General features: G+C 53.6%; 13 protein-coding genes and 10 pseudogenes. 4 read left to right on the top strand and 19 right to left on the bottom strand.

The features are described 5' to 3' along the window. Positions 1–59 precede the first annotated feature (59 nt). The 6 genes and pseudogenes from ACWWJF_RS06065 to ACWWJF_RS06040 all read right to left on the bottom strand — a co-directional run bounded on the left by ACWWJF_RS06065 (position 60) and on the right by ACWWJF_RS06040 (position 4794). Positions 60–398, bottom strand: a complete 339-nt coding sequence (locus ACWWJF_RS06065) for an HK97 family phage prohead protease (RefSeq protein WP_455868952.1) — start codon at positions 396–398, stop codon at positions 60–62. 14 nt (positions 399–412) lie between these two features. Beyond that, positions 413–1603, bottom strand: coding sequence for a phage major capsid protein (locus tag ACWWJF_RS06060; RefSeq protein ID WP_455868951.1), 1191 nt, complete (start codon positions 1601–1603; stop codon positions 413–415). Positions 1604–1906: 303 nt separating this feature from the next. After that, positions 1907–2434, bottom strand: a pseudogene (locus tag ACWWJF_RS06055) (integrase core domain-containing protein); the annotation flags it as partial. An 8-nt stretch (positions 2435–2442) separates the two neighbouring features. Then, a pseudogene (locus ACWWJF_RS06050) lies at positions 2443–3291 on the bottom strand (IS4 family transposase); the annotation flags it as partial. A gap of 6 nt (positions 3292–3297) precedes the next feature. Then, a protein-coding gene (locus tag ACWWJF_RS06045; RefSeq protein ID WP_455868400.1) for an IS3 family transposase occupies positions 3298–4466 on the bottom strand; the annotation gives its coding sequence in 2 pieces (ribosomal slippage) (positions 3298–4211 and positions 4211–4466; 1170 coding nt in all). Positions 4467–4509: 43 nt separating this feature from the next. Beyond that, the gene (locus tag ACWWJF_RS06040) at positions 4510–4794 is read right to left on the bottom strand and encodes an IS4/Tn5 family transposase DNA-binding protein (protein WP_455868950.1); all 285 of its coding nucleotides are present in this window, start codon (positions 4792–4794) and stop codon (positions 4510–4512) included. Between the two features lie 259 nt (positions 4795–5053). On the opposite strand from ACWWJF_RS06040, the gene ppc reads away from it, so the two are divergent. Then, positions 5054–7702: a phosphoenolpyruvate carboxylase gene (gene ppc / locus ACWWJF_RS06035; RefSeq protein ID WP_455868949.1), complete on the top strand. Its 2649-nt coding sequence runs from the start codon at positions 5054–5056 to the stop codon at positions 7700–7702. Between the two features lie 56 nt (positions 7703–7758). On the opposite strand, the gene ACWWJF_RS06030 is transcribed toward ppc, so the two are convergent. Next, positions 7759–8544, bottom strand: coding sequence for a tyrosine-protein phosphatase (locus ACWWJF_RS06030; protein WP_455868948.1), 786 nt, complete (start codon positions 8542–8544; stop codon positions 7759–7761). 29 nt (positions 8545–8573) lie between these two features. After that, positions 8574–8765 (bottom strand): annotated as a pseudogene (locus tag ACWWJF_RS06025) (uridine phosphorylase); the annotation flags it as partial. A gap of 99 nt (positions 8766–8864) precedes the next feature. Between ACWWJF_RS06025 and ACWWJF_RS06020 the strand changes: the two are divergent. Beyond that, positions 8865–9905, top strand: coding sequence for an IS481 family transposase (locus tag ACWWJF_RS06020; RefSeq protein ID WP_455868673.1), 1041 nt, complete (start codon positions 8865–8867; stop codon positions 9903–9905). A 59-nt stretch (positions 9906–9964) separates the two neighbouring features. On the opposite strand, the pseudogene ACWWJF_RS06015 reads toward ACWWJF_RS06020, so the two are convergent. From ACWWJF_RS06015 to ACWWJF_RS05990, 6 genes and pseudogenes are all read right to left on the bottom strand, one after another. Beyond that, a pseudogene (locus tag ACWWJF_RS06015) lies at positions 9965–10066 on the bottom strand (uridine phosphorylase); the annotation flags it as partial. An 8-nt stretch (positions 10067–10074) separates the two neighbouring features. Beyond that, positions 10075–11406, bottom strand: a complete 1332-nt coding sequence (locus ACWWJF_RS06010; protein WP_455868947.1) for an IS4 family transposase — start codon at positions 11404–11406, stop codon at positions 10075–10077. 124 nt (positions 11407–11530) lie between these two features. After that, positions 11531–11665: pseudogene (locus ACWWJF_RS06005) on the bottom strand (uridine phosphorylase); the annotation flags it as partial. Positions 11666–11677: 12 nt separating this feature from the next. Further along, positions 11678–12396, bottom strand: a pseudogene (locus tag ACWWJF_RS06000) (IS5 family transposase); the annotation flags it as partial. Further along, positions 12383–12706 (bottom strand): annotated as a pseudogene (locus tag ACWWJF_RS05995) (phosphorylase family protein); the annotation flags it as partial. The pseudogenes ACWWJF_RS06000 and ACWWJF_RS05995, both read right to left, overlap by 14 nt. A 321-nt stretch (positions 12707–13027) precedes the next feature. Further along, a protein-coding gene (locus ACWWJF_RS05990; protein ID WP_455870954.1) for an IS3 family transposase occupies positions 13028–14235 on the bottom strand; the annotation gives its coding sequence in 2 pieces (ribosomal slippage) (positions 13028–13914 and positions 13914–14235; 1209 coding nt in all). Between the two features lie 97 nt (positions 14236–14332). On the opposite strand from ACWWJF_RS05990, the pseudogene ACWWJF_RS05985 reads away from it, so the two are divergent. Next, positions 14333–15058: pseudogene (locus tag ACWWJF_RS05985) on the top strand (dienelactone hydrolase family protein); the annotation flags it as partial. A 53-nt stretch (positions 15059–15111) separates the two neighbouring features. Here the strand turns inward: ACWWJF_RS05985 and metE are convergent. Together metE and ACWWJF_RS05975 are read right to left on the bottom strand one after the other, a co-directional pair. Continuing rightward, a pseudogene (metE, locus tag ACWWJF_RS05980) lies at positions 15112–16878 on the bottom strand (5-methyltetrahydropteroyltriglutamate--homocysteine S-methyltransferase); the annotation flags it as partial. Positions 16879–17058: 180 nt separating this feature from the next. Then, positions 17059–17553, bottom strand: a pseudogene (locus tag ACWWJF_RS05975) (5-methyltetrahydropteroyltriglutamate--homocysteine S-methyltransferase); the annotation flags it as partial. Positions 17554–17656: 103 nt separating this feature from the next. Between ACWWJF_RS05975 and metR the strand changes: the two are divergent. Then, positions 17657–18595, top strand: coding sequence for an HTH-type transcriptional regulator MetR (gene metR, locus ACWWJF_RS05970; protein WP_455868946.1), 939 nt, complete (start codon positions 17657–17659; stop codon positions 18593–18595). Here the strand turns inward: metR and ACWWJF_RS05965 are convergent. From ACWWJF_RS05965 to cysE, 3 genes are all read right to left on the bottom strand, one after another. After that, a complete protein-coding gene (locus ACWWJF_RS05965) occupies positions 18498–19397 on the bottom strand; it encodes a carboxylate/amino acid/amine transporter (RefSeq protein WP_455868945.1) in 900 nt (299 codons plus the stop codon). The two genes, metR and ACWWJF_RS05965, sit on opposite strands and share 98 nt — an antisense overlap. A gap of 96 nt (positions 19398–19493) precedes the next feature. Next, positions 19494–20084, bottom strand: coding sequence for a lipid IV(A) palmitoyltransferase PagP (gene pagP, locus ACWWJF_RS05960; RefSeq protein WP_455868944.1), 591 nt, complete (start codon positions 20082–20084; stop codon positions 19494–19496). 279 nt (positions 20085–20363) lie between these two features. Then, on the bottom strand, positions 20364–21185 hold the full coding sequence (gene cysE, locus ACWWJF_RS05955) for a serine O-acetyltransferase (RefSeq protein ID WP_455868943.1): 822 nt from the start codon (positions 21183–21185) through the stop codon (positions 20364–20366). Positions 21186–21199: the final 14 nt, after the last annotated feature.

Raw genomic sequence — 21199 nt, 5'->3', positions numbered from 1 at the left:
TCAAGCCATCCCATTGGCTTTTTGAGGTTCAAAATGCCACTCTGAGATAAACCCGTAACTCATTGATTAAACAGTGCGTTAGAAAGATGTGTATAACGATATGGGCCTAACTGCGTATCCGGGGGATTCAGGGCGAAGTGCAGCCCTGTTTCATCTTCATGCAATGCCAGTGTGCCGGAAGCCGTTCTACCCAATAAGCTCTTGGGGTCATGCTCCCAGAGCGCCAACACATCCTGACCTGCCGCCAGATGGTCACGGAAGGCATAGGGGGCGAACTGTTCAACAAATTCATCGAACAGCACATGTGAACGGCTATTCCACTTCACCGCATACCCGGTCAGCGTCTGGTCTTTCCGGGTAAGGGTGGCTGTGCGGATTTCGATATCATGGGTATTCATTGAGTGAGTCACCCTTAACCACCCGCTCCGCCGCTCGCTGCCGCTTTGATTTCCAGCACTTTGATAGCGTTGGAGTCAACCAGCCCGCCGCCCAGATATTTACTACTATGCAGCTTGAAGAAACCCGGTGCAGTAATATTATCCGGGCGGTTACGGGTGCCGGTCTCGTGGTCAACGATGGTATAACCGCGCTTGAAGTCGCCTACCGCCAATACGGGCTTGCCTGCTGCGGCATCCGGCATGTATTCGAGGTAATGTACCGGGTGGCCCAGCAACATATCCGGGTCGCCTGCCTGCATCCGGTCGCGCCAGATATAATCCCCGTTAGTATTCTTGAGCTTCTGTAAACTTGCGGCGGTATTGGAGTTCATTACCCATACGGCATTTTTGCGGTATTGCTTCTTCAGCTTGAATATCAGGTCAATCAGTTCATCTGCTGTGGGTGCTGTGCCAGCAGTAACGAGTTTTTCCAGCTTGCCAAACTCTCTGTCTTTATCATTTTTGGCTTCACGGGTATAGGCCAGAAAGCCTTTAGCTTTTTTGTCGCCATCCCCCGTAACCAAATCTGTTTCTTCGGTCTCGGTAAAGGTGTCGGCGATTTCCTCGGTCAGCCAGGAGAGAATATCGACGTCGCTAAAATCAAGAATTTCCTGCGTGGTTTTTGGATAGGCATATATCGGGAAGAGCTTGATGCTGACCTCGGCTAACTTTGAGGTATTCGTTTCTGCATGTGCAGTGCCCTCTACGCCGTGCGTGACAGTAGCCCCACCCAGCGACACCAGTTTTTTATATTCGTTGCTGTGAACCCGCTTCACGGTACAAATCTGCCGCATCTCAGAGTTATCCGTCAGACGGCGCATAATCTGTTTGTCGAGTTCGGGGATAACCGTGTAGCCGCCATCGGCTGGCGTACTGGTTGATAATGAACGAGTATCACCGGTCATCACATAGTGGCGTAATTCTGCGTTGGTAAGCGGCTGGCTTGCCGGGGGAGTGATATCAGTCTTGGAGCGTGTTTCCTCGACAATGGCTTCATAGCGGGAAATATCGGTATGCAGCGCATCAGCCTGTGAACGTAATTCATCAAACTGTTTCGCTTCTTCGTCATTCAGGCTGCGTTTTTCCTGTTCAGATTGCGTTAATAGGGTTCGCATCTGTTCAGCAATCGCCGTTTTTTGCTGACGCAATTCAATTAATTTTTTCATGGCATCTCTGTCTGTTTGGGAATAAACCTGCAACACCATAAAAAAGCGCAGCGGTTACTGTGTGAAGGATAACCGCCGCTACCACAAAAAGTATTGCAAGGATTTAGTTATGTCTGAACAGGAAATATTTTACACCTGTCGAATGCAGAAATAAATATAATCACTGATGCTCTGATTTAAAGTAAACGAAAATAAACGGCCACGAACGAATATGAAAAGCATTTATTTATCCAGAGGCAATTATTTGTATTAGCTCAGACCTGATCTGACAGTTACCGGTTATTTATACAGGTGTCTGTCAGATTAAATCTGGTTCAGATTTTTTTCTGCCCAGACTCGTTTACCATCAAGTAACGTGGCCATTGGCGTACGCCCGCAGCACATTTTACCCTGATGAGTTCGCTCATTATTGTAATGCCACAACCAGTTGTCCAGATCCTTTTGTAGACTTTCTAGGTCCTCGTATAACGTCTTACGGAACGCAACCTGATAAAAATCCTGCAAAATAGTTTTATGGAAGCGCTCGCAGATACCGTTTGTCTGCGGAGACATCGCTTTCGTTTTCGTATGGTCTATATCGTTGATAGCCAAGTACAGCTGATAGTCATGTTGTTCCACTTTACCGCAGTACTCCGTCCCCCTGTCCGTCAGTATTCTTAGCATTGGCAGCCCCTGAGCTTCGTAGAACGGCAGCACGCGATCATTGAGCAGGTCGGCGGCAGAGATCGGTGCTTTACTCGTGTAAAGCTTGCAGTGCGCCACTTTCGAGTACGTATCCACGAACGTCTGCTGGTAGATACGGCCAACACCTTTCAGATTACCCACGTAGAAGCACCTCGTTATACACATCTCTGTTCGTGCCTGAGCGCGCGTAGCGTTTCGGCGGCCGTCATGACTTTCTGCAAGCCTTTCCAGATAGTTTTTGCGCCTGGTTCACCGTCGCCTTTTCGAGCAAGAAAGCCTCCGAGTTGCGCAACTAAGCGCAATACTTCGTTTAGCTTAGGGCGGCCCTTGGGCATACGCTTGTTCATCAGTAGGTAAGCGCCATGAGTCTCGTCGGAATCAAAGAACAACATTGCGTCTAGCTCTGGACAGGTTCGTCCCATACGCATTAAATAGGCGATGCGCCATGCCACGATCATGAACAGCGCCAATGCCCGCTCAATGCGATCCACGGTCGATAACTGTAACGCTTCGACACAGCAGCCGTTCTTCAGCACATTGAAGAACATCTCGATTTCCCATCTAGCCCGATACCAGTCGATCAGCTCCACGATATCTTCTCGTCCTTCAGGTACGCGATTGCTCAGCAACCGCCACTCGACCGGCTTCACGCCTGCTGGCGGCTCAATTTCCTTGGCTATCACACAAGTCACTGCCAACCCGCAACGCAGCGACACTCGCTTCACGCGCAGCGCCTGTTTCACCGTACGCGCCTTCTGCCCCGCGCGAGCCGCCATAACGAATTGGATTTCTCCCACCGGCACGGTCTTTCCAACCTTCTGCCAAAGCTTCTCATTACAGTCCAGACTGCGATTATGAGTCGAGCGGATCAACCAGTCAGCCGGAGTGCCAAGGTCATCAGCGAGCTGCATCAACGCCTTGATATCCGCTTCGCGATCGGCTAAGTACACCAGACGTGTGTTTGGCAACTCCGAGGCGAGTTCAGCAACTCGCTCGTATCCCTGTAGTGGTCAACTAATATTGGCCACCGCATTAGACTGTATGTAGAACAGTCGCTCAGATTCGTTTGGAGTTAAGCCGCCGTTATACCAGTGAGGCCGGATAGCGCTGTAATACCCCGTGATGTAGCGGATAATCGCGTCCTGGGCTTCGCTGAAGCTGTTGTAACCCTTTGTCGGCACCCATTCTGTCTTCAGGCTGCGGAAGAACCGCTCCATTGGCGCATTATCCCAGCAGTTACCCCGCCGACTCATACTCTGCTTTATCCGGCAGCGCCACAGGGCTTGCCGGTATTGACGGCTGGTATAGTGGCTGCCCTGGTCGCTGTGGAACATGACTCCTGTTGGTTGTCCCCGGAGTTCCCAGGCCATCTGCAACGCTTTAACTGTCAGCGCCGAGTCCGGCGACGTCGACATGGCCCAGCCCACCGGTTTGCGGGCGAACAGGTCTAGCACCACCGCAAGGTAAGCCCAGCATTTGCCCGTCCAGATGTAGGTCACATCGCCGCACCAGACCTGATCCGGCGCGGTAACCGCGAACTGGCGGTTGAGATAGTTCGGTATTTCAACGTGTTCATTGCCGCCGCGTTTGTATTTGTGAGCCGGTCGCTGGCAGCTGGCGATACCCAGCTCCTTCATCAGCTTGCCAGCCAGCCAGCGCCCCATTTTGACACCGGAGCTGCCGGTGACGATGGTCGCGATACTTCGAGCGCCGGCAGAGCCGCCGCTGGCGTTCCAGGCTTCCATGACGCGACTACACTTAACCACGCGCTCACCGTCGGGTTCATTAGCGGAAGCCTGCCAGTGCCTGTAGCTGCTGCGATGTACCTCAAAAGTTTGGCACAACGCCGTGACCGGGTATCGCGCCCTCAGCCTGTCGACTACCGTGAACCGTTGAGTGAGTCCGACATTAAGAGCGCCGTAGCCTTTTTTAGGATTTCGTTCTCCATTTCAAGGCATTGGACTTTTTTCTTCATCTCACGCAGCTCGAGCTGTTCAGGGGTAAGAGGAAGTCCCGTTGGCGTTTTTCCCTGTCGTTCAAGGCGAAGCTTATTGACCCAGCGACTAATGGCAGAATGGCTGACATTAACCGCCTCTGCGGCCTTAACGTATGTGTAGCCGTGGTCGACAACCAGCTTTGCGGCTTCGAGCTTAAATTCCGCCGTAAAATGTTTACCCATGAGGTCACCTGTCGTGTTGATGAGGTGAGCATATCACCTCCGCTCAGGTGGCCAGTATCAGTGTGCCACTACACTCGTGTTCTCGGATCCTTTCCTGCGTACGCTGCCAGTGAGGTTGCAGAATGTCTCGCCATTCGAATGCTTGGTTCTCCATGAAGCGGTAAGCACCCAGCGTCTCAGACCATCCGAGGCACGCATGCGGAATGCTGGCTTGCGGATTTTCAGTCAGCCGTATCAAAAGCCCTTTGGCACGCTTATTGAGCCTCGTGTCACCAAGATTTACCCCTTCCAGTTCTTGGTGTGCCCAGCCATCTGAATCCCGTGTCATTTTTCAGCGCCGTAAATGGCGATAGTACACGTCGGTTTCACTTCATTTACAACCCCACCGGCTGCCTATTTCAGCCCGCTAACCCTTGGCATATAAGGCGTTGCGGACTTGTGTATAACGAGGTGGGGTAAAACTGGCAGGGTGATAAAACAACCAATCGTCAATTGACGAATCCCGCAGGGCGTGGCTAGATGAAGGTAGCGTTTTGCGTCTTTCTATGAAACAAACTTACAAAAAATAGAGATGGGTCAGGGTAAATATGAACGAACAATATTCCGCGATGCGAAGTAATGTGAGCATGCTGGGTAAACTTCTTGGTGACACCATCAAGGATGCATTAGGAGAGAGTATTCTTGATAAGGTCGAGACGATCCGTAAGCTGTCAAAATCGTCCCGTGCAGGCAATGAAAAGCACCGTCAGGAGCTGTTGAACACGCTGCAAAATCTCTCCAATGAGGAGTTGCTCCCAGTCGCGCGCGCCTTCAGCCAATTCCTTAATCTGACCAACACCGCAGAGCAATATCACTCAATTTCGCCACACGGCGAAGCGGCCAGCAACCCGGAAATTTTATCTCAGGCGTTCGATCGTCTGAAAGCGCAGGCACACTTAAGCGAACGGGATATTCGTGACGCGGTGGAGACGCTCTCCATTGAACTGGTGCTGACCGCGCACCCGACAGAAATTACCCGTCGCACGCTGATTCATAAGCTGGTTGAGGTAAATACCTGCCTGAAACAGCTAGATCACAACGATCTGGCAGACTATGAGCGCAACCAGATCATGCGCCGTCTGCGTCAGTTGATCGCCCAGTCGTGGCATACGGATGAGATCCGTAAGATCCGCCCAACCCCCGTAGATGAAGCCAAATGGGGCTTTGCCGTGGTGGAAAACAGCCTGTGGGAAGGGGTGCCAGCCTTCCTGCGCGAGCTGGATGAGCAGTTGGAAAAATCCTTTGGATTCCGCCTGCCGGTGGATTCTGTCCCCGTGCGCTTTACCTCCTGGATGGGTGGCGACCGCGACGGCAACCCAAACGTGACCGCCAAAATTACCCGTCACGTCTTGCTGCTAAGCCGTTGGAAAGCCGCAGACCTGTTTTTGCGTGATATTCAGGTACTGGTGTCCGAGATTTCCATGTCGGAATGCACACCGGAGCTGCGTGAGCGCGCCGGTATCGCAGAAGGGGAAGAAGTCCAGGAACCCTATCGCGTTATTATGAAATCCCTGCGTGCGCAGCTTAACGCGACCCTGACTTACCTTGAGGGCAGCCTGAAGGGCGAGCGCACGCTGCGTCCGCACGATCTGCTGGAACACAACGAACAGCTGTGGGAACCGCTGCACGCGTGTTACCAATCGCTGCATGCCTGTGGCATGGGCATTATCGCCGACGGCCAACTGCTCGATACCCTGCGCCGCGTGCGCTGTTTCGGCGTGCCGTTGGTTCGTATCGATGCGCGTCAGGAAAGCACGCGTCATACGGAAGCACTGGCGGAAATCACCCGCAACCTTGGGCTGGGCGACTACGAAAGCTGGTCTGAATCCGACAAGCAGGCGTTCCTGATTCGAGAATTAAGTTCCAAACGTCCGTTGTTGCCCCGTCAGTGGGAACCGAGCGCAGAAACCAAAGAAGTGCTGGATACCTGCCAGGTGATCGCCGAAGCGCCGCAGGGCTCTATCGCCGCTTACGTGATCTCCATGGCGCGCACACCATCCGACGTGCTGGCCGTGCACCTGCTGTTAAAAGAAGCGGGTTGTCCCTTCGCCTTGCCAGTCGCTCCGCTGTTTGAAACGCTGGATGACCTGAACAACGCCGACGATGTGATGAAGCAACTGCTGGGTATCGACTGGTATCGCGGCTTTATCCAGGGCAAGCAGATGGTGATGATCGGCTATTCCGACTCCGCCAAAGATGCGGGCGTGATGGCGGCTTCCTGGGCGCAATACCGCGCGCAGGAAGCACTGATCAAAACCTGCGAGAAAGAAGGCATTGCGCTTACGCTTTTCCACGGACGCGGCGGCTCTATCGGTCGCGGTGGCGCACCGGCTCACGCCGCCCTGCTGTCACAACCGCCGGGCAGCCTGAAAGGCGGCCTGCGCGTCACCGAACAGGGAGAAATGATCCGCTTCAAATTGGGTTTACCGGAAGTGACCATCAGCAGTTTGTCGCTCTATACCGGTGCTATCCTTGAGGCCAATCTGCTGCCGCCGCCAGAGCCGAAACCTGAATGGCACGACATCATGGATGAGCTTTCTCGCGTGTCTTGCGATATGTATCGCGGTTATGTGCGTGAAAATCACGACTTTGTGCCTTACTTCCGCGCCGCAACGCCGGAACTGGAACTGGGTAAACTGCCGCTCGGCTCACGTCCGGGCAAGCGCCGTCCTAACGGTGGTGTAGAAAGCCTGCGCGCCATTCCGTGGATTTTTGCCTGGACGCAAAACCGCCTGATGCTGCCAGCCTGGTTGGGCGCGGGCGCGGCGTTGCAAAAAATCGTGGAAAATGGTCAGCAGAAAGCGCTGGAAACCATGTGCCGCGACTGGCCGTTCTTCTCCACGCGTATCGGGATGCTGGAAATGGTGTTCGCCAAGGCGGACCTGTGGCTGGCGGAATACTACGATCAGCGTCTGGTCGACGAAAAACTGTGGCCGTTGGGCAAAGAGTTGCGCGACCAGTTGGCGGCAGATATCAACGTGGTGCTGCGGATTTCCAACGATGACCATCTGCTGGCCGATTTGCCGTGGATTGCTGAGTCTATTGCGCTGCGTAACGTCTATACCGACCCGTTAAACGTGCTGCAAGCCGAGCTGTTACACCGTTCGCGTGAGCAGGAAAACCCCAGCCCAGAGGTGGAACTGGCGCTGATGGTGACCATTGCCGGCGTGGCAGCCGGTATGCGCAACACGGGCTAACCGCAACACCGCTCTGTTCCCGCCTCACATTGAGGCGGGATATCGCCTTGCTTTACTTAGTCAGCCAGATACTTACGCTGCAATTGGTAGCGCGCGTCATCATCCAGCCCATAGTCCGTCGCCAGCCAACGGTTTATAGAACCATAGCGTTCTTTGATAGTTCGCAGTGCGGTCGCCAGAAAGGCTTCCTGAACCGAGAGCACAAAGGAGAATTGCGACAGCGCTTTCTCATTCAGCGTATCGGCCAGCGATGTCAGCAGTTGCTCGCGAAAAGGCGCAAGGGTGATGTCCGTAACCAGATAATCTTCCATCACCGTCTTTTCATCCACCCCGAGCGCAAACAACACCAGAGCGGAGCCGATGCCGGTACGATCTTTGCCGACAGCACAGTGCTGCACCAGTGCCCCTTCTTCTGGTCTCTGCAACAGGGCAACCAGTTGACGATAGGCGGGATTGTTGAAAGGCAAACGCCGATAGAGTTCCAGCATAAAGACCTGTGAGTCAAACGCAGAGAGCTGATCTGAACCCAACGACTCCAGACTGGCCGTGACCTCGTGGCGAATCGGGTTGGCGGGGCACGTGTGATAATGTGCTCCTTCCCATAGAATATCAGGCTTGGTCGTCACTTCATCCGGGTCACGATAGTCAACCACGTGCGACACGGGAACACCGGCCAGGTGCTCACAGTCAGCGGCACTCAGCTGATCCAACGAGCCTGCACGGAACAGTTTGCGCGGGCGAATACGTTGCCCATCTGCGGTATACAATCCACCTAAATCACGGAAATTGATGCCGCCCTCTAACGCAACCAAAGAGGGATGGCGTGGTGCTGATGTTGTCATACAACTCCTTGCAATACGTGGCGGAAAACTCAGGCACTCAATAACCGGCGTGCAGCATCCAGCACCACCGTAACGGCAGCGGTTTCCGCCAGTTTCATCGTCGCAACATCCGGTGTTTCCTGCTGGGTGCGGTTGACGATGACGCCTGCGACCATGCCCGCCCGCAACCCCTGACTGGAACACATGGTGAGCAGCGTGGCCGACTCCATTTCATAATTTGTATTAGTCGCGACTTGATCTGACACTGGACCTTGAAAGGTTGAGAGTTACCGGTTTTGATATGGGTGTCGAATCCTTATACAAAACACGAGGTAACTCTCATGCTTCATACTAACAATCCCATCATCAAACACAAAGCCGGCCTGCTCAATCTCGCCGAAGAACTCGGTAACGTATCAAAAGCCTGTAAAATCATGGGGGTGTCACGCGACACGTTTTATCGCTATCAGGAACTGGCGGCAGAAGGCGGCATTGACGCTCTGGTTAACCAAAACCGCCGGGTTCCCAACCTGAAAAACCGTGCTGATGAAGCCACTGAACGTGCGGTTGTTGATTACGCCATTGAGTTCCCGGCTCATGGCCAGCACCGGACCAGTAATCAGCTGCGTAAAAAAGGCGTCTTCATTTCTGGCAGCGGTGTGCGCTCCATCTGGCAACGACACGATCTGGAAAACTTTCGTAAACGCCTGAAGGCACTTGAGGAAAAAGTTGCCAGAGAAGGCATCGTACTTACTGATGCTCAAATCGCTGCACTGGAGAAGAAGGCGCACGACGACGAAGCCTGTGGTGAAATAGAGACTGCTCACCCGGGTTATCTGGGGTCGCAGGACACCTTCTACGTGGGTAATCTGAAAGGTGTTGGCCGTATCTACCAGCAGACGTTCGTGGATACGTACTCGAAAGTGGCGCACTGCAAGCTTTACACGAGTAAAGCACCGATCTCTGCCGCCGACCTGCTCAATGATCGCGTGCTGCCGTTCTACGAAGCTCAGGGGCTGCCAATGCTAAGAATACTGACGGACAGGGGGACGGAGTACTGCGGTAAAGTGGAACAACATGACTATCAGCTGTACTTGGCTATCAACGATATAGACCATACGAAAACGAAAGCGATGTCTCCGCAGACAAACGGTATCTGCGAGCGCTTCCATAAAACTATTTTGCAGGATTTTTATCAGGTTGCGTTCCGTAAGACGTTATACGAGGACCTAGAAAGTCTACAAAAGGATCTGGACAACTGGTTGTGGCATTACAATAATGAGCGAACTCATCAGGGTAAAATGTGCTGCGGGCGTACGCCAATGGCCACGTTACTTGATGGTAAACGAGTCTGGGCAGAAAAAAATCTGAACCAGATTTAATCTGACAGACACCTGTATAAATAACCGGTAACTGTCAGATCAGGTCTGAGCTAATACACATAATTCAACACGCCCATGCTTTGCCACTCTTGCATTGAGCCTTGAAAACGTCGCACGACGCGCCCAGAGTAGGTATCGTAGCGCTCTTGCCCCGGATAAAACCACCTCGTTATACACATCTCTGTTCGTGCCTGAGCGCGTGTAGCGTTTCGGCGGCCGTCATGACTTTCTGCAAGCCTTTCCTGATAGTTTTTGCGCCTGGTTCACCGTCGCCTTTTCGAGCAAGAAAGCCTCCGAGTTGCGCAACTAAGCGCAATACTTCGTTTAGCTTAGGGCGGCCCTTGGGCATACGCTTGTTCATCAGTAGGTAAGCGCCATGAGTCTCGTCGGAATCAAAGAACAACATTGCGTCCAGCTCTGGACAGGTTCGTCCCATACGCATTAAATAGGCGATGCGCCATGCCACGATCATGAACAGCGCCAATGCCCGCTCAATGCGATCCACGGTCGATAACTGTAACGCTTCGACACAGCAGCCGTTCTTCAGCACATTGAAGAACATCTCGATTTCCCATCTAGCCCGATACCAGTCGATCAGCTCCACGATATCTTCTCGTCCTTCAGGTACGCGATTGCTCAGCAACCGCCACTCGACCGGCTTCACGCCTGCTGGCGGCTCAATTTCCTTGGCTATCACACAAGTCACTGCCAACCCGCAACGCAGCGACACTCGCTTCACGCGCAGCGCCTGTTTCACCGTACGCGCCTTCTGCCCCGCGCGAGCCGCCATAACGAATTGGATTTCTCCCACCGGCACGGTCTTTCCAACCTTCTGCCAAAGCTTCTCATTACAGTCCAGACTGCGATTATGAGTCGAGCGGATCAACCAGTCAGCCGGAGTGCCAAGGTCATCAGCGAGCTGCATCAACGCCTTGATATCCGCTTCGCGATCGGCTAAGTACACCAGACGTGTGTTTGGCAACTCCGAGGCGAGTTCAGCAACTCGCTCGTATCCCTCGAGCCAGCGCGTACTCTCCTTGATCCCATCGCGTTTTCCGTCTGCATCCTTCGGCTCTCTTGCCCACATCCACGCATCCAGTACGCCCAACCCCACGCGATCCGGACTGACCGCGTAGGTCGGATGCAGGTACAGACCACGCCTGGCTTCGTAGTTCAAGGGACCCAAGCCTTGGATTTGCTGCCCGTTGAAGTCAAGCTCGGTAGTGTCTTGGATACACAGCACAACCTCGTGTTCTCGGCTCCTTTCCTGCGTACGCTGCCAGTGAGGTTGCAGAATGTCTCGCCATTCGAATGCTTGGTTCTCCATGAAGCGGTAAGCACCCAGCGTCTCAGGCCATCCGAGGCACGCATGCGGAATGCTGGCTTGCGGATTCTCAGCCAGCCGTATCAAAAGCCCTTTGGCGCGCTTATTGAGCCTCGTGTCACCAAGATTTACCCCTTCCAGTTCTTGGTGTGCCCAGCCATCTGAATCCCGTGTCATTTTTCAGCGCCGTAAATGGCGATAGTACACGTCGGTTTCACTTCATTTACAACCCCACCGGCTGCCTATTTCAGCCCGCTAACCCTTGGCATATAAGGCGTTGCGGACTTGTGTATAACGAGGTGGGATAAAACGTATCCGAAGAGGCGTTTACGCCAATGTGCAGCGGGAAACCGGAGGCCTTCGCAGCATCAACAAGCGCGGCAGTGCACGCAAAATCGGCCACAGCCGGATACTCCAGCGGTGCAAAGTGCAGGCTAGGCTGTGTCCCTTAATTACATAACCTCTGGTAAAACAGGCGGATGCAGCCCAGTTTCAACATTGCCAGATAATTCCTCGCCGTTTTGTCGTAACGTGTCGCAATGCGACGGTATTCTTTCAGACGGCCAAAGCACCGCTCAACAACGTTCCGATTGCGGTAGGCGTCACGATCGAGCTTTGAACGACCATCCACCGCCATTTTTTCAGTGGATTTTCGGGGGATAACAGTTTTTATACCTCTGTTTTTCAGCTCGTTACGTAATACATGCCCGGAGTACGCCTTGTCAGCGAGTACCGCATGACCACGGCGTTTCATACTGCCGTTCTGGCGTTGAACACCAATACCGTCCAAAAGACGTAGTGCAAACTGACTTTTATGAGCCTGACCGGGGCTCAACACGATGTTTAACGGAAGACCACTTCCGTCTGTAGCCATATGGATTTTGGTGCCAAAACCACCTCGAGAGCGACCCTGCCCATTATCTCCGGTGATATCGGGATGTTTTTTTGAGCACCGGCAGCACATTTCAGCGCCCTGATATTGCTACCATCCTGCGCAGTCGCTGACCAGTCCACGAGGCCATGGGCATCAAGTGATGAAAGTAACTTATTGAAAATAAGGTTAATGACTCCCGATTTTGACCATCGGTTAAAGCGGTTATAAACGGTTTTCCATGGGCCGTATCGCTCAGGTAAATCACGCCATGGGGCACCAGAGCACAGCACCCACATTCATATCAGGTTGGATCGCCCCTGTGGTGCCCACGCGCAGAAAGGTTCTGACGCCTAATTGCGCCAGTTCTTCCACCGCAATGGAAGTCGAGGGGCCGCCAATACCCGTAGAGCAGATAACCACCGGTTGCCCTGCAAGCGTAGCACGCCAAGTGGTAAATTCACGGTGCGCGGCCAGAAACACAGGGTTATCCATCTCGCGCGCGATTTTTTCAACCCGCGCCGGATCGCCGGGCACAATGGCTAACGTCGCCCCTTGCAGCCCCTGTTTGGTTAACCCCAGGTGGAACACATCAGATTCAGACATACTCGTCTCCTCATCATGGGCAAGATAGTACCGTTTATTATCCTAGCGCATCAGTACCCTAACAGCAGTGATATATCTCACTACCAAAAGAAACCAATACAGTGGTATACACTTATAAATTGCGCGCTGTCACACCAATAATCCCTTTTATGCTCAAGAGGAGAACAACCACCATGAAAGTGGCCGAACCGCTGGAACTCCGACAAAACGATCGGGCGATGACCCTTGCCGTTACGCCCCATGCCGAGTCAACTATCCTCACCAACAGCCAAGGGATTATCGCGTGATCTTGACCCACCATCTCCGGACAGCTTTTGTCTCTTAAGTTAACGATGCCCGCTGGCGCCGATATTCTCTTGGGGAGTTGTATCCCAGCGCACTGTGCGGATGGTTTTCATTGTAATGATTGAACGCCGCTGCAAGGTTCTTCAGCGCTGTTCGCACATCGGGTTTTGGCATGAAGGCGATGTAATCTTCCTTCATCGTCTTCACGAACCGTTCTGCCATGCCGTTACTCTGTGGACGGCTCACTGCTGTTGTGCAGGGCTCCAGATTCAGTTCTCTGGCGAACTTCCGCGTTTCATGCGCTGTGTACGCTGAACCATTATCCGTCAGCCATTGCACTGGTTTATCCGGCAGCGCGCTACCGAAGCGTTTTTCCACCGACCTCAGCATCACATCCTGCACGGTTGAACTGTCATAACCCCTGGTGCTCGCTGCCCAGTCTATGGCCTCCCGGTCGCAGCAGTCCAGTGCGAACGTCACCCGCAGCTTCTCGCCGTTGTCACAACCGAACTCGAAGCCATCTGAGCACCAGCGCATATCGCTCTCTGCTACCGCGATTTTGCCTTTATGCTCCCGCTTCGGACGTTCAGTTTTATCATGCAACAACAGCAGGTTATGCTCGCTCATTATCCTGTAAAGCCGTTTGGCGTTCACCGGTGGAAGTCCCTCTGCACGACGTTGCTTACGCAGGATACCCCACACTCGGCGGTAACCGTAACTGGGCATGTCGCTGATGATACGGAGGATGTCCGATAATATCTCAGCATCAGCTTCGTCATTACGCCGGTTGCTGCGCCTGTCCAGCCAGTCGGCAGAACGGTTAACCCGCAGTGACAGCTGCGCACGCGACACGCTCATGGCGCGGCTGACCAGAGCTATTCCCCGTCCTTTGGCAACAAGGGCGCGTGCGCTATCCATTTTCGCGACTGGCGGTACTCCACTGCTTCTTTGAGGATCTCAACTTCCATCGTCTTCTTACCCAGAAGGCGCTGTAGCTCCCGGACCTGCTTGAGGGCAGTCGCCAGCGCCGAAGCTGGAACCACTTCTTCTGCGGCCGCAACGGCGGTGAGGCTTCCTTCCTGGTATTGCTTCTTCCACTTAAACAAAAGGCTGGGCTGGATGCCATGCAGGCGGGCTACATGGGAGACGTTCATCCCCGGCTCCATTGTCTGCTGAATGATGGCGATTTTCTCTTGCGGAGTTTTACGCTTACGGACTTCTTGCCCTAACAGGATCCCGGTCATTTCAAAATTAGCATGATTGTTAGACATATATCTAAGCCTATCTCTTATCTGGAGATACAGCTACTGTCTGGTGTTACAGGGGGCTACATCACAAGGGATTATCGCGGGTGAGACCACCATTCCGTCCCAAGGTGAGCAGCTTCCCGCTTACCTCGCCAAACCGGCATCAGGTGATGGGCCTTATCCCATCATTCTGGTGGTGCAGGAAATTTTTGGCGTGCATCAGCATATTCAGGATGTTTGTCGTCGGCTGGCGAAACAGGGTTATCTTGCCATCGCGCCAGAACTGTATTTCCGTCAGGGCGATCCACATCAGTATGATGATATTCCGACGTTGCTGAGCGAACTGGTCAGTAAGGTGCCGGATGCACAGGTGCTGTTGGATCTCGATCGCACGGCCAACTGGGCCGTGCGGCAAGGCGGCGATGCTAACAAAATTGGGATTACCGGCTTCTGTTGGGGTGGGCGAATCAGTTTGCTGTATGCGGCGCACAATCCGCAGTTGAAAGCCGCCGTTGCCTGGTACGGTAAATTTTCCGGTAACAAAACCCTGACTACGCCGAAACACCCGGTGGATATCGCCGCCGATCTCAGTGCGCCCGTGCTCGGTTTGTACGGCGCAGAAGATGGCAGTATCCCGCTCGATCAGGTCGAGCTGATGCGACAGGCGCTACGCGCCGCCAACGCCACGGCGGAGATTGTGGTGTATCCCGAGGCAGGACACGCTTTCCATGCAGATTATCGCACCAGCTATCATCAAGCGTCCGCTCAGGATGGCTGGCAGCGTATGCTGGCGTGGTTTGCGCAGTATGGTGTGAAATAAGCAAAAAAAAACGCAGGGAGAAACGCCCTGCGTTTGATACCAACCTTGTGAGGTTAAACTTCGGTTGCGCGTAAGCGCTGTGCCGCTTCGACCATGTTAGCCAGTGATTGACGCGTTTCCGGCCAGCCGCGCGTTTTCAGGCCGCAGTCCGGGTTGACCCACAGGCGCTCGGCGGGAATACGCTGCGCCGCTTTACGCAACAGCGCTTCAATCCATTGCACGCTCGGTACGTTCGGTGAGTGGATATCGTACACGCCCGGCCCAATTTCATTCGGGTACTCGAACTATTCGAACGACTCCAACAGCTCCATGTCGGAACGCGAGGTTTCAATGGTGATCACATCCGCATCCAGTGCCGCAATGGAGTCCATGATGTCATTAAACTCGCAGTAACACATATGGGTGTGAATCTGGGTGTCATCCCGTACCACGGCCGCATTCAGACGGAATGCTTCCACGCCCCATGCCAGATAAGCCTGCCAGTCAGAACGGTGCAGCGGCAGCTCTTCACGCAGTGCCGGTTCATCAATCTGGATAATACCGATACCTGCACTTTCCAAATCCGCCACTTCATCACGCAGTGCCAGCGCGATCTGCTTGGCGATGGTTTCACGGCTGACATCTTCGCGCGGGAACGACCAGCACAGGATGGTCACCGGCCCGGTAAACATACCTTTTACCGGCTTGTCGGTCAGGGATTGGGCATACTTGGCCCACTCGACCGTGATCGGTTCCGGGCGGCTGATATCACCAATGATCACCGGCGGTTTCACGCAGCGTGAACCGTAGCTCTGCACCCACCCGTTCTGGGTGAAGATAAAGCCATCCAGGTGTTCACCAAAATACTCGACCATGTCGTTACGTTCTGCTTCACCGTGCACCAATACGTCCAGACCCAGACGCTCCTGCTCGACAATCGCCTGTTTGATGTGTTCGGCGATGCCGGTACGGTAGTTGTTGCCATCAAGGCGGCCTTGCTTAAAGTCCAGACGCAGGCCACGAATTTCTGTGGTTTGCGGGAAGGAACCAATGGTGGTAGTCGGCCAGTCGGGCAGATTAAAACGTGCGCGCTGTGCCTCGGCACGTACCGGATAGGCGTGTTGACGCTGGCTATCCTGCGCGGTAATCGCCGCCAGACGCTGAGTCACTGCCGCATTGTTAACACGCGTTGAGGTGCTGCGCGCACAAATCGGTGCGCTGTATTCCACCAGAACAGCACCCTCGCCACTGTTCAGTGCCGCCGTCAGCCGCGACAGTTCAGCACACTTCTGCAATGCGAAGGCGAACCAGCTTTTAACTTCGTCATCCAAACGCGTTTCCACGCTCAGATCGATCGGGCTGTGCAGCAGAGAGCAGGAAGAACCGATCCACAGTTGACGCTGCCCGACCAGCGGTTGCAGGCGTTCAAACCAGGTGCTGAGATCCGCACGCCACACGTTACGACCGTTAATCACACCCAGCGATACCAGCCAATCAGCCGGCAGTTGCGCCAGCAGCGCAGCGGCATCATCCTTACCGTGCACCAGATCCACATGCAGACCTTGTACCGGCAGCGCACGGAGGGTATCCAGATTATGGCCGATGCTGTCAAAATAGGTGGTCAACAGCAGTTTGACCGAGCCCTGCAACACATCGTAAGCCGGTTTAAAGGCATCCAGCCACTCTTGAGGCAGTTCCAACACCAGTGCTGGCTCATCAATCTGCACCCACTCGATACCACGTTTAGCCAGCTCTGCCAGCACCTGTTGATACACCGGCAGAATGTCTTTCAGCAGGGAGAGACGATCGAATGCGTCACCCTTCACTTTGCCCAACCACAGGTCATATCGTTATACACATCTTTCTAACGCACTGTTTAATCAATGAGTTACGGGTTTATCTCAGAGTGGCATTTTGAACCTCAAAAAGCCAATGGGATGGCTTGAATGCCTTAATTCACGGGGTTCTGAGCATCCTGTTCAAAAAATGGCCAAAAGATGTGTATAACGATATGACCACAGGTAGGTCACCGGCCCCAGCAGCACAGGTTTGACTTTGTGACCCAGTGCCAACGCTTCGTCCACTTTGTCAAGCAGTTGCGTCAAGGCAAAACGCTGTCCCTGAGTGAACTCGGGCACCATGTAGTGGTAGTTGGTGTTAAACCATTTGGTCATCTCTGCGGCGGCGGCAGGTTCGCCCGTCGGCGCACGACCACGGCCAATGCGGAATAGCGTGTCGATATCAACCTTGCCATCGGCATTTTGGTGGCGCGCAGGCACGTTACCCAGCAGCAGGCTGGTGGTCAGTACATGATCATACCAGGCAAAATCACCCACCGGCAGCAAGTCAACGCCAGCGTCTTTCTGATGTTGCCAGTGACGTGCCCGCAGCGATTTGCCCACTTCCAGCAGTTCAGCCTGAGTAAGGTTGCCTGCCCAATAGCCTTCTTGCGCTTTTTTCAGTTCACGGCGCAGTCCGACGCGCGGAAAACCCAGTGTGTGATTTAAAATTGCCATCGTTAACCCTCATTTAGCCGTCTGGATGTTTAAACATCCATAATCAACAGGTACTGTATAATGCACAAGCGCAAATTATTCACTGTCATTGTGAAGGACTCTCATGATCGAACTGAAACACTTACGGACACTGCAAGCACTGCGCGGCACAGGCTCGCTGGCAGCCGCTGCCGCGCAGCTTCACCAGGCGCAATCGGCGCTTTCCCACCAGTTCAGTGAGCTGGAGCAGCGTCTGGGTTTTCGGCTGTTTGTACGTAAGAGCCAACCGCTGCGCTTTACTCCTCAGGGGGAAATCCTGCTGCAATTGGCCGATCAGGTGTTGCCCCAGATTCAACAGGCGTTGCAGGCATGCAACGAACCGCATCAGACCACGCTGCGTCTGGCGATTGAGTGCCATAGCTGTATTCAGTGGCTGACGCCCGCTCTCGAGCATTTCCACAGCCAGTGGTCGCAGGTGAACATGGACTTCAAATCCGGTGTCACCTTTGATCCCCAACCGGCACTGCAACAGGGGGAATTGGATCTGGTGATGACATCGGACATTTTGCCGCGCAGTGGGTTGCACTATTCACCGATGTTTGATTTTGAAGTGAGACTGGTGCTGGCACCAGACCATGCATTAGCGAGCAAAGAGACGATTTCACCGGAGGATCTCGCCGATGAGATCCTGATGATCTATCCGGTTCAGCGCCAGCGCTTGGACATCTGGCGTCATTTCCTGCAACCGGCAGGCATCAGTCCAACGTTAAAGAGCGTGGATAACACCCTATTGCTAATTCAGATGGTGGCGGCACGCATGGGTATTGCCGCGCTGCCACACTGGGTAGTGGAAAGTTTTGAGCGTCAGGGTTTGGTGGTGACCAAAACGCTGGGTGAGGGATTGTGGAGCCGACTGTACGCTGCGGTACGCGATGGAGAGCAGCGCCAGCCGGTACTTGAAGCCTTTATTCGTTCTGCCCGCCAGCACGCGTGTTCGCATCTGCCGTTCGTGCGGGATGCTGCACGACCCAGCGCTGGTGTACCCACAAAGCCGCAAGGATAATCAGAGACCCCAGCGCGAAACGCCCCCAGTCGGGCGTCTTCTGCCAGAAGAGGAAGTTAACCAGTAGCCCGGCAGGGACGTGAAAGTTGTTCATGATACTTAGCGTGCCCGCATCCACCTTGGTGGCACCGTAGTTCCACATGAAATAGCCCAGGCCGGAGACACTCGCCCCCAAGAAAACCAACACGCCCCACTGTATCGGGGCGATGGGTAGTTTGGTGAAGTTGCCAAACAGTCCCCACGCTACCAGCGTCACCAACCCCGCCCTCAGATAAAACCAGGAAAACGCACTGCGCTGCGGCATCGGGTGCAGCTCCATCAGGCGTTTATAGCCTACTTGCCCTGCGGCGAAGCAAATATTGGCAGCCTGAATCAGCAGAAAACCATGCCAAAAATGCGCACTGACGCCATGATAATGGATGACTACGGCCCCCAATACTGCCAGCAACGCGCTAAAGGCATAGTCCCAGCGCAAGCGCCGCCCGCTGATTACATCGTAAATCAACGTGACGTACAGCGGCGTCATTACTGAAAACAGCAGCAACGTCGGAACATCAAGATAGAGATAACTACGGAACAGCAGCAGGTACATCACGCCCAGTTGGATCACACCGATCAGCAGATACAATCCCAATACTTTAGCTGAATAACCACGCCAACGCAGGAACAGCAGAAAAACCACAGCGGCCAGCACTAAACGAAACATGGCAGAGAACCAGCTATCGACCTGCCCCGCCAGATATTCGCCAATCAGGCTGAATGAAAATGCCCACAGAATGGTGGTAATGACCAGTAATAACACGCTGACACTCTAGTAAAAACGATAAGGGGCCATTGTACCGCATTGGCTGCATAATCCTCGGTCAATGCGGTTTACATTTGGTTTATATACCAACGATTAGATTTGCCAGCGCAGCCAGGCAAAAAAGACGTTGCCGTTGTTGTAGGTGCCAGGAATGTAGGTCGCCTGAAAAGAGAGGCGCTGATAGTTCACCGAGACCAGCGGCAATAGCACCGGAATCGGGATATAGTGCCAGTTGTCCCGCATAGTAACGCCAGCGGTGAAACCCTCACCCAATTGGAAATCCGGATTCGTGGTAGGCGTCCAGCGTTTTTCAAAGCCATAACCGCCGATGGGCTCCCATTTGTTGAAGGAATCCTTGAAAGCCATCAGGTACAGACCGTGCCAATCGCCGTCGGCATCCAGACGTGACACGCCATAGCCTGCGCCCCAAGGACGTTCATTGTACTTGTCGGTTTTCTCTTTGTCGTAAGTCCAGCGGTTATGCCAGGTGATAGCCGGGATATAGAGATCCTGACTTGACGAATTCGACCAGGTTTCTGACAGATTAAATTTGGCTTTTTGCCACCAACTGCCCTGCCCATTGCTCTGCACAGACTCCTTCGACATTTCCACGGCGGAATCCGTTGGGGCAGCGAGGGAAGGAAGCGAGAACAGAAAAGGGAAAAGGGTAAATATCACACGCATCAGATACATCTTTGCTTCTCGTAAACCATCAATGTTGTTGCGAGACCTGAACCGTCAGATGACAGGGAAAGTCTGGTTTAGGGAAACAGGCCACGAGTAAAAGCATGTCCAAACCGGTATTATGACAGATTCACACGCTATATTGCGTGGAATTGTCGGTGAAGCGGCAATATTTGAGATATTTCTTATAAGAAAATATCTTAGATCAGCTGAATATTCGGATAGTATGCTATATAAGTAGGGGAAATCATTTGAAAAACAGCTTACGATAAGAAGAACTCAAATCCCATCGCCGTATTCAAATCCCCGATTGATCCCATTGAAGTATTGATCCATGTCCATTGCGGGTTTGTCGCTTTCCGGACGCCCCACAATGCGCGCCGGGACGCCCGCCGCCGTGGTATGCGCCGGAACTGGCTGCAACACCACGGAACCTGCGCCAATTTTTGCGCCGCGCCCAACTTCAATATTACCGAGAATTTTGGCACCCGCGCCAATCATAACCCCTTCACGGATCTTGGGATGGCGATCGCCGCTGGTTTTCCCGGTCCCGCCCAAGGTGACAGATTGCAGGATAGACACGTCATTTTCCACCACCGCCGTCTCACCAATCACAATCCCGGTGGCATGATCGAGCATGATCCCACAACCAATGGTCGCAGCCGGGTGAATATCGACGCCAAACGACACCGAAATCTGGTTCTGAAAATAAATAGCCAGCGCTTTACGCCCCTGATACCAGAGCCAATGACCAATACGGTAGGCCTGAAGCGCATGAAATCCTTTCAGGTAAAGCAGCGACGTGGAGTATTTATCCACCGCCGGGTCACGCTGACACACCGCGCGAATGTCGCACGCGGCTGACAGAATAATTTGCGGATCGGCACGGTAGGCCTCTTCCACTACTTCGTGAATGGCGATCGCCGGCATGATGGAATTTGCCAACTTGTTCGCCAGCATATAACTCAATGCGCTGCCCAGGTTTTCATGTTTCAGCAATGTGGTATGAAAAAAGCTGGCCAACATCGGCTCGCAATCAGCCAGCGACCGGCCTTCTGCTTTGATATTTGCCCACACCAATTCCAATTCATCAGTCGACATTGCCTTCACTCCCC

The sequence above is a fragment of the Symbiopectobacterium sp. Eva_TO genome (genome assembly GCF_053848865.1).
Note: the sequence above shows the minus strand (reverse complement) of the source record. Positions and strands in the feature narration are given on the sequence as shown.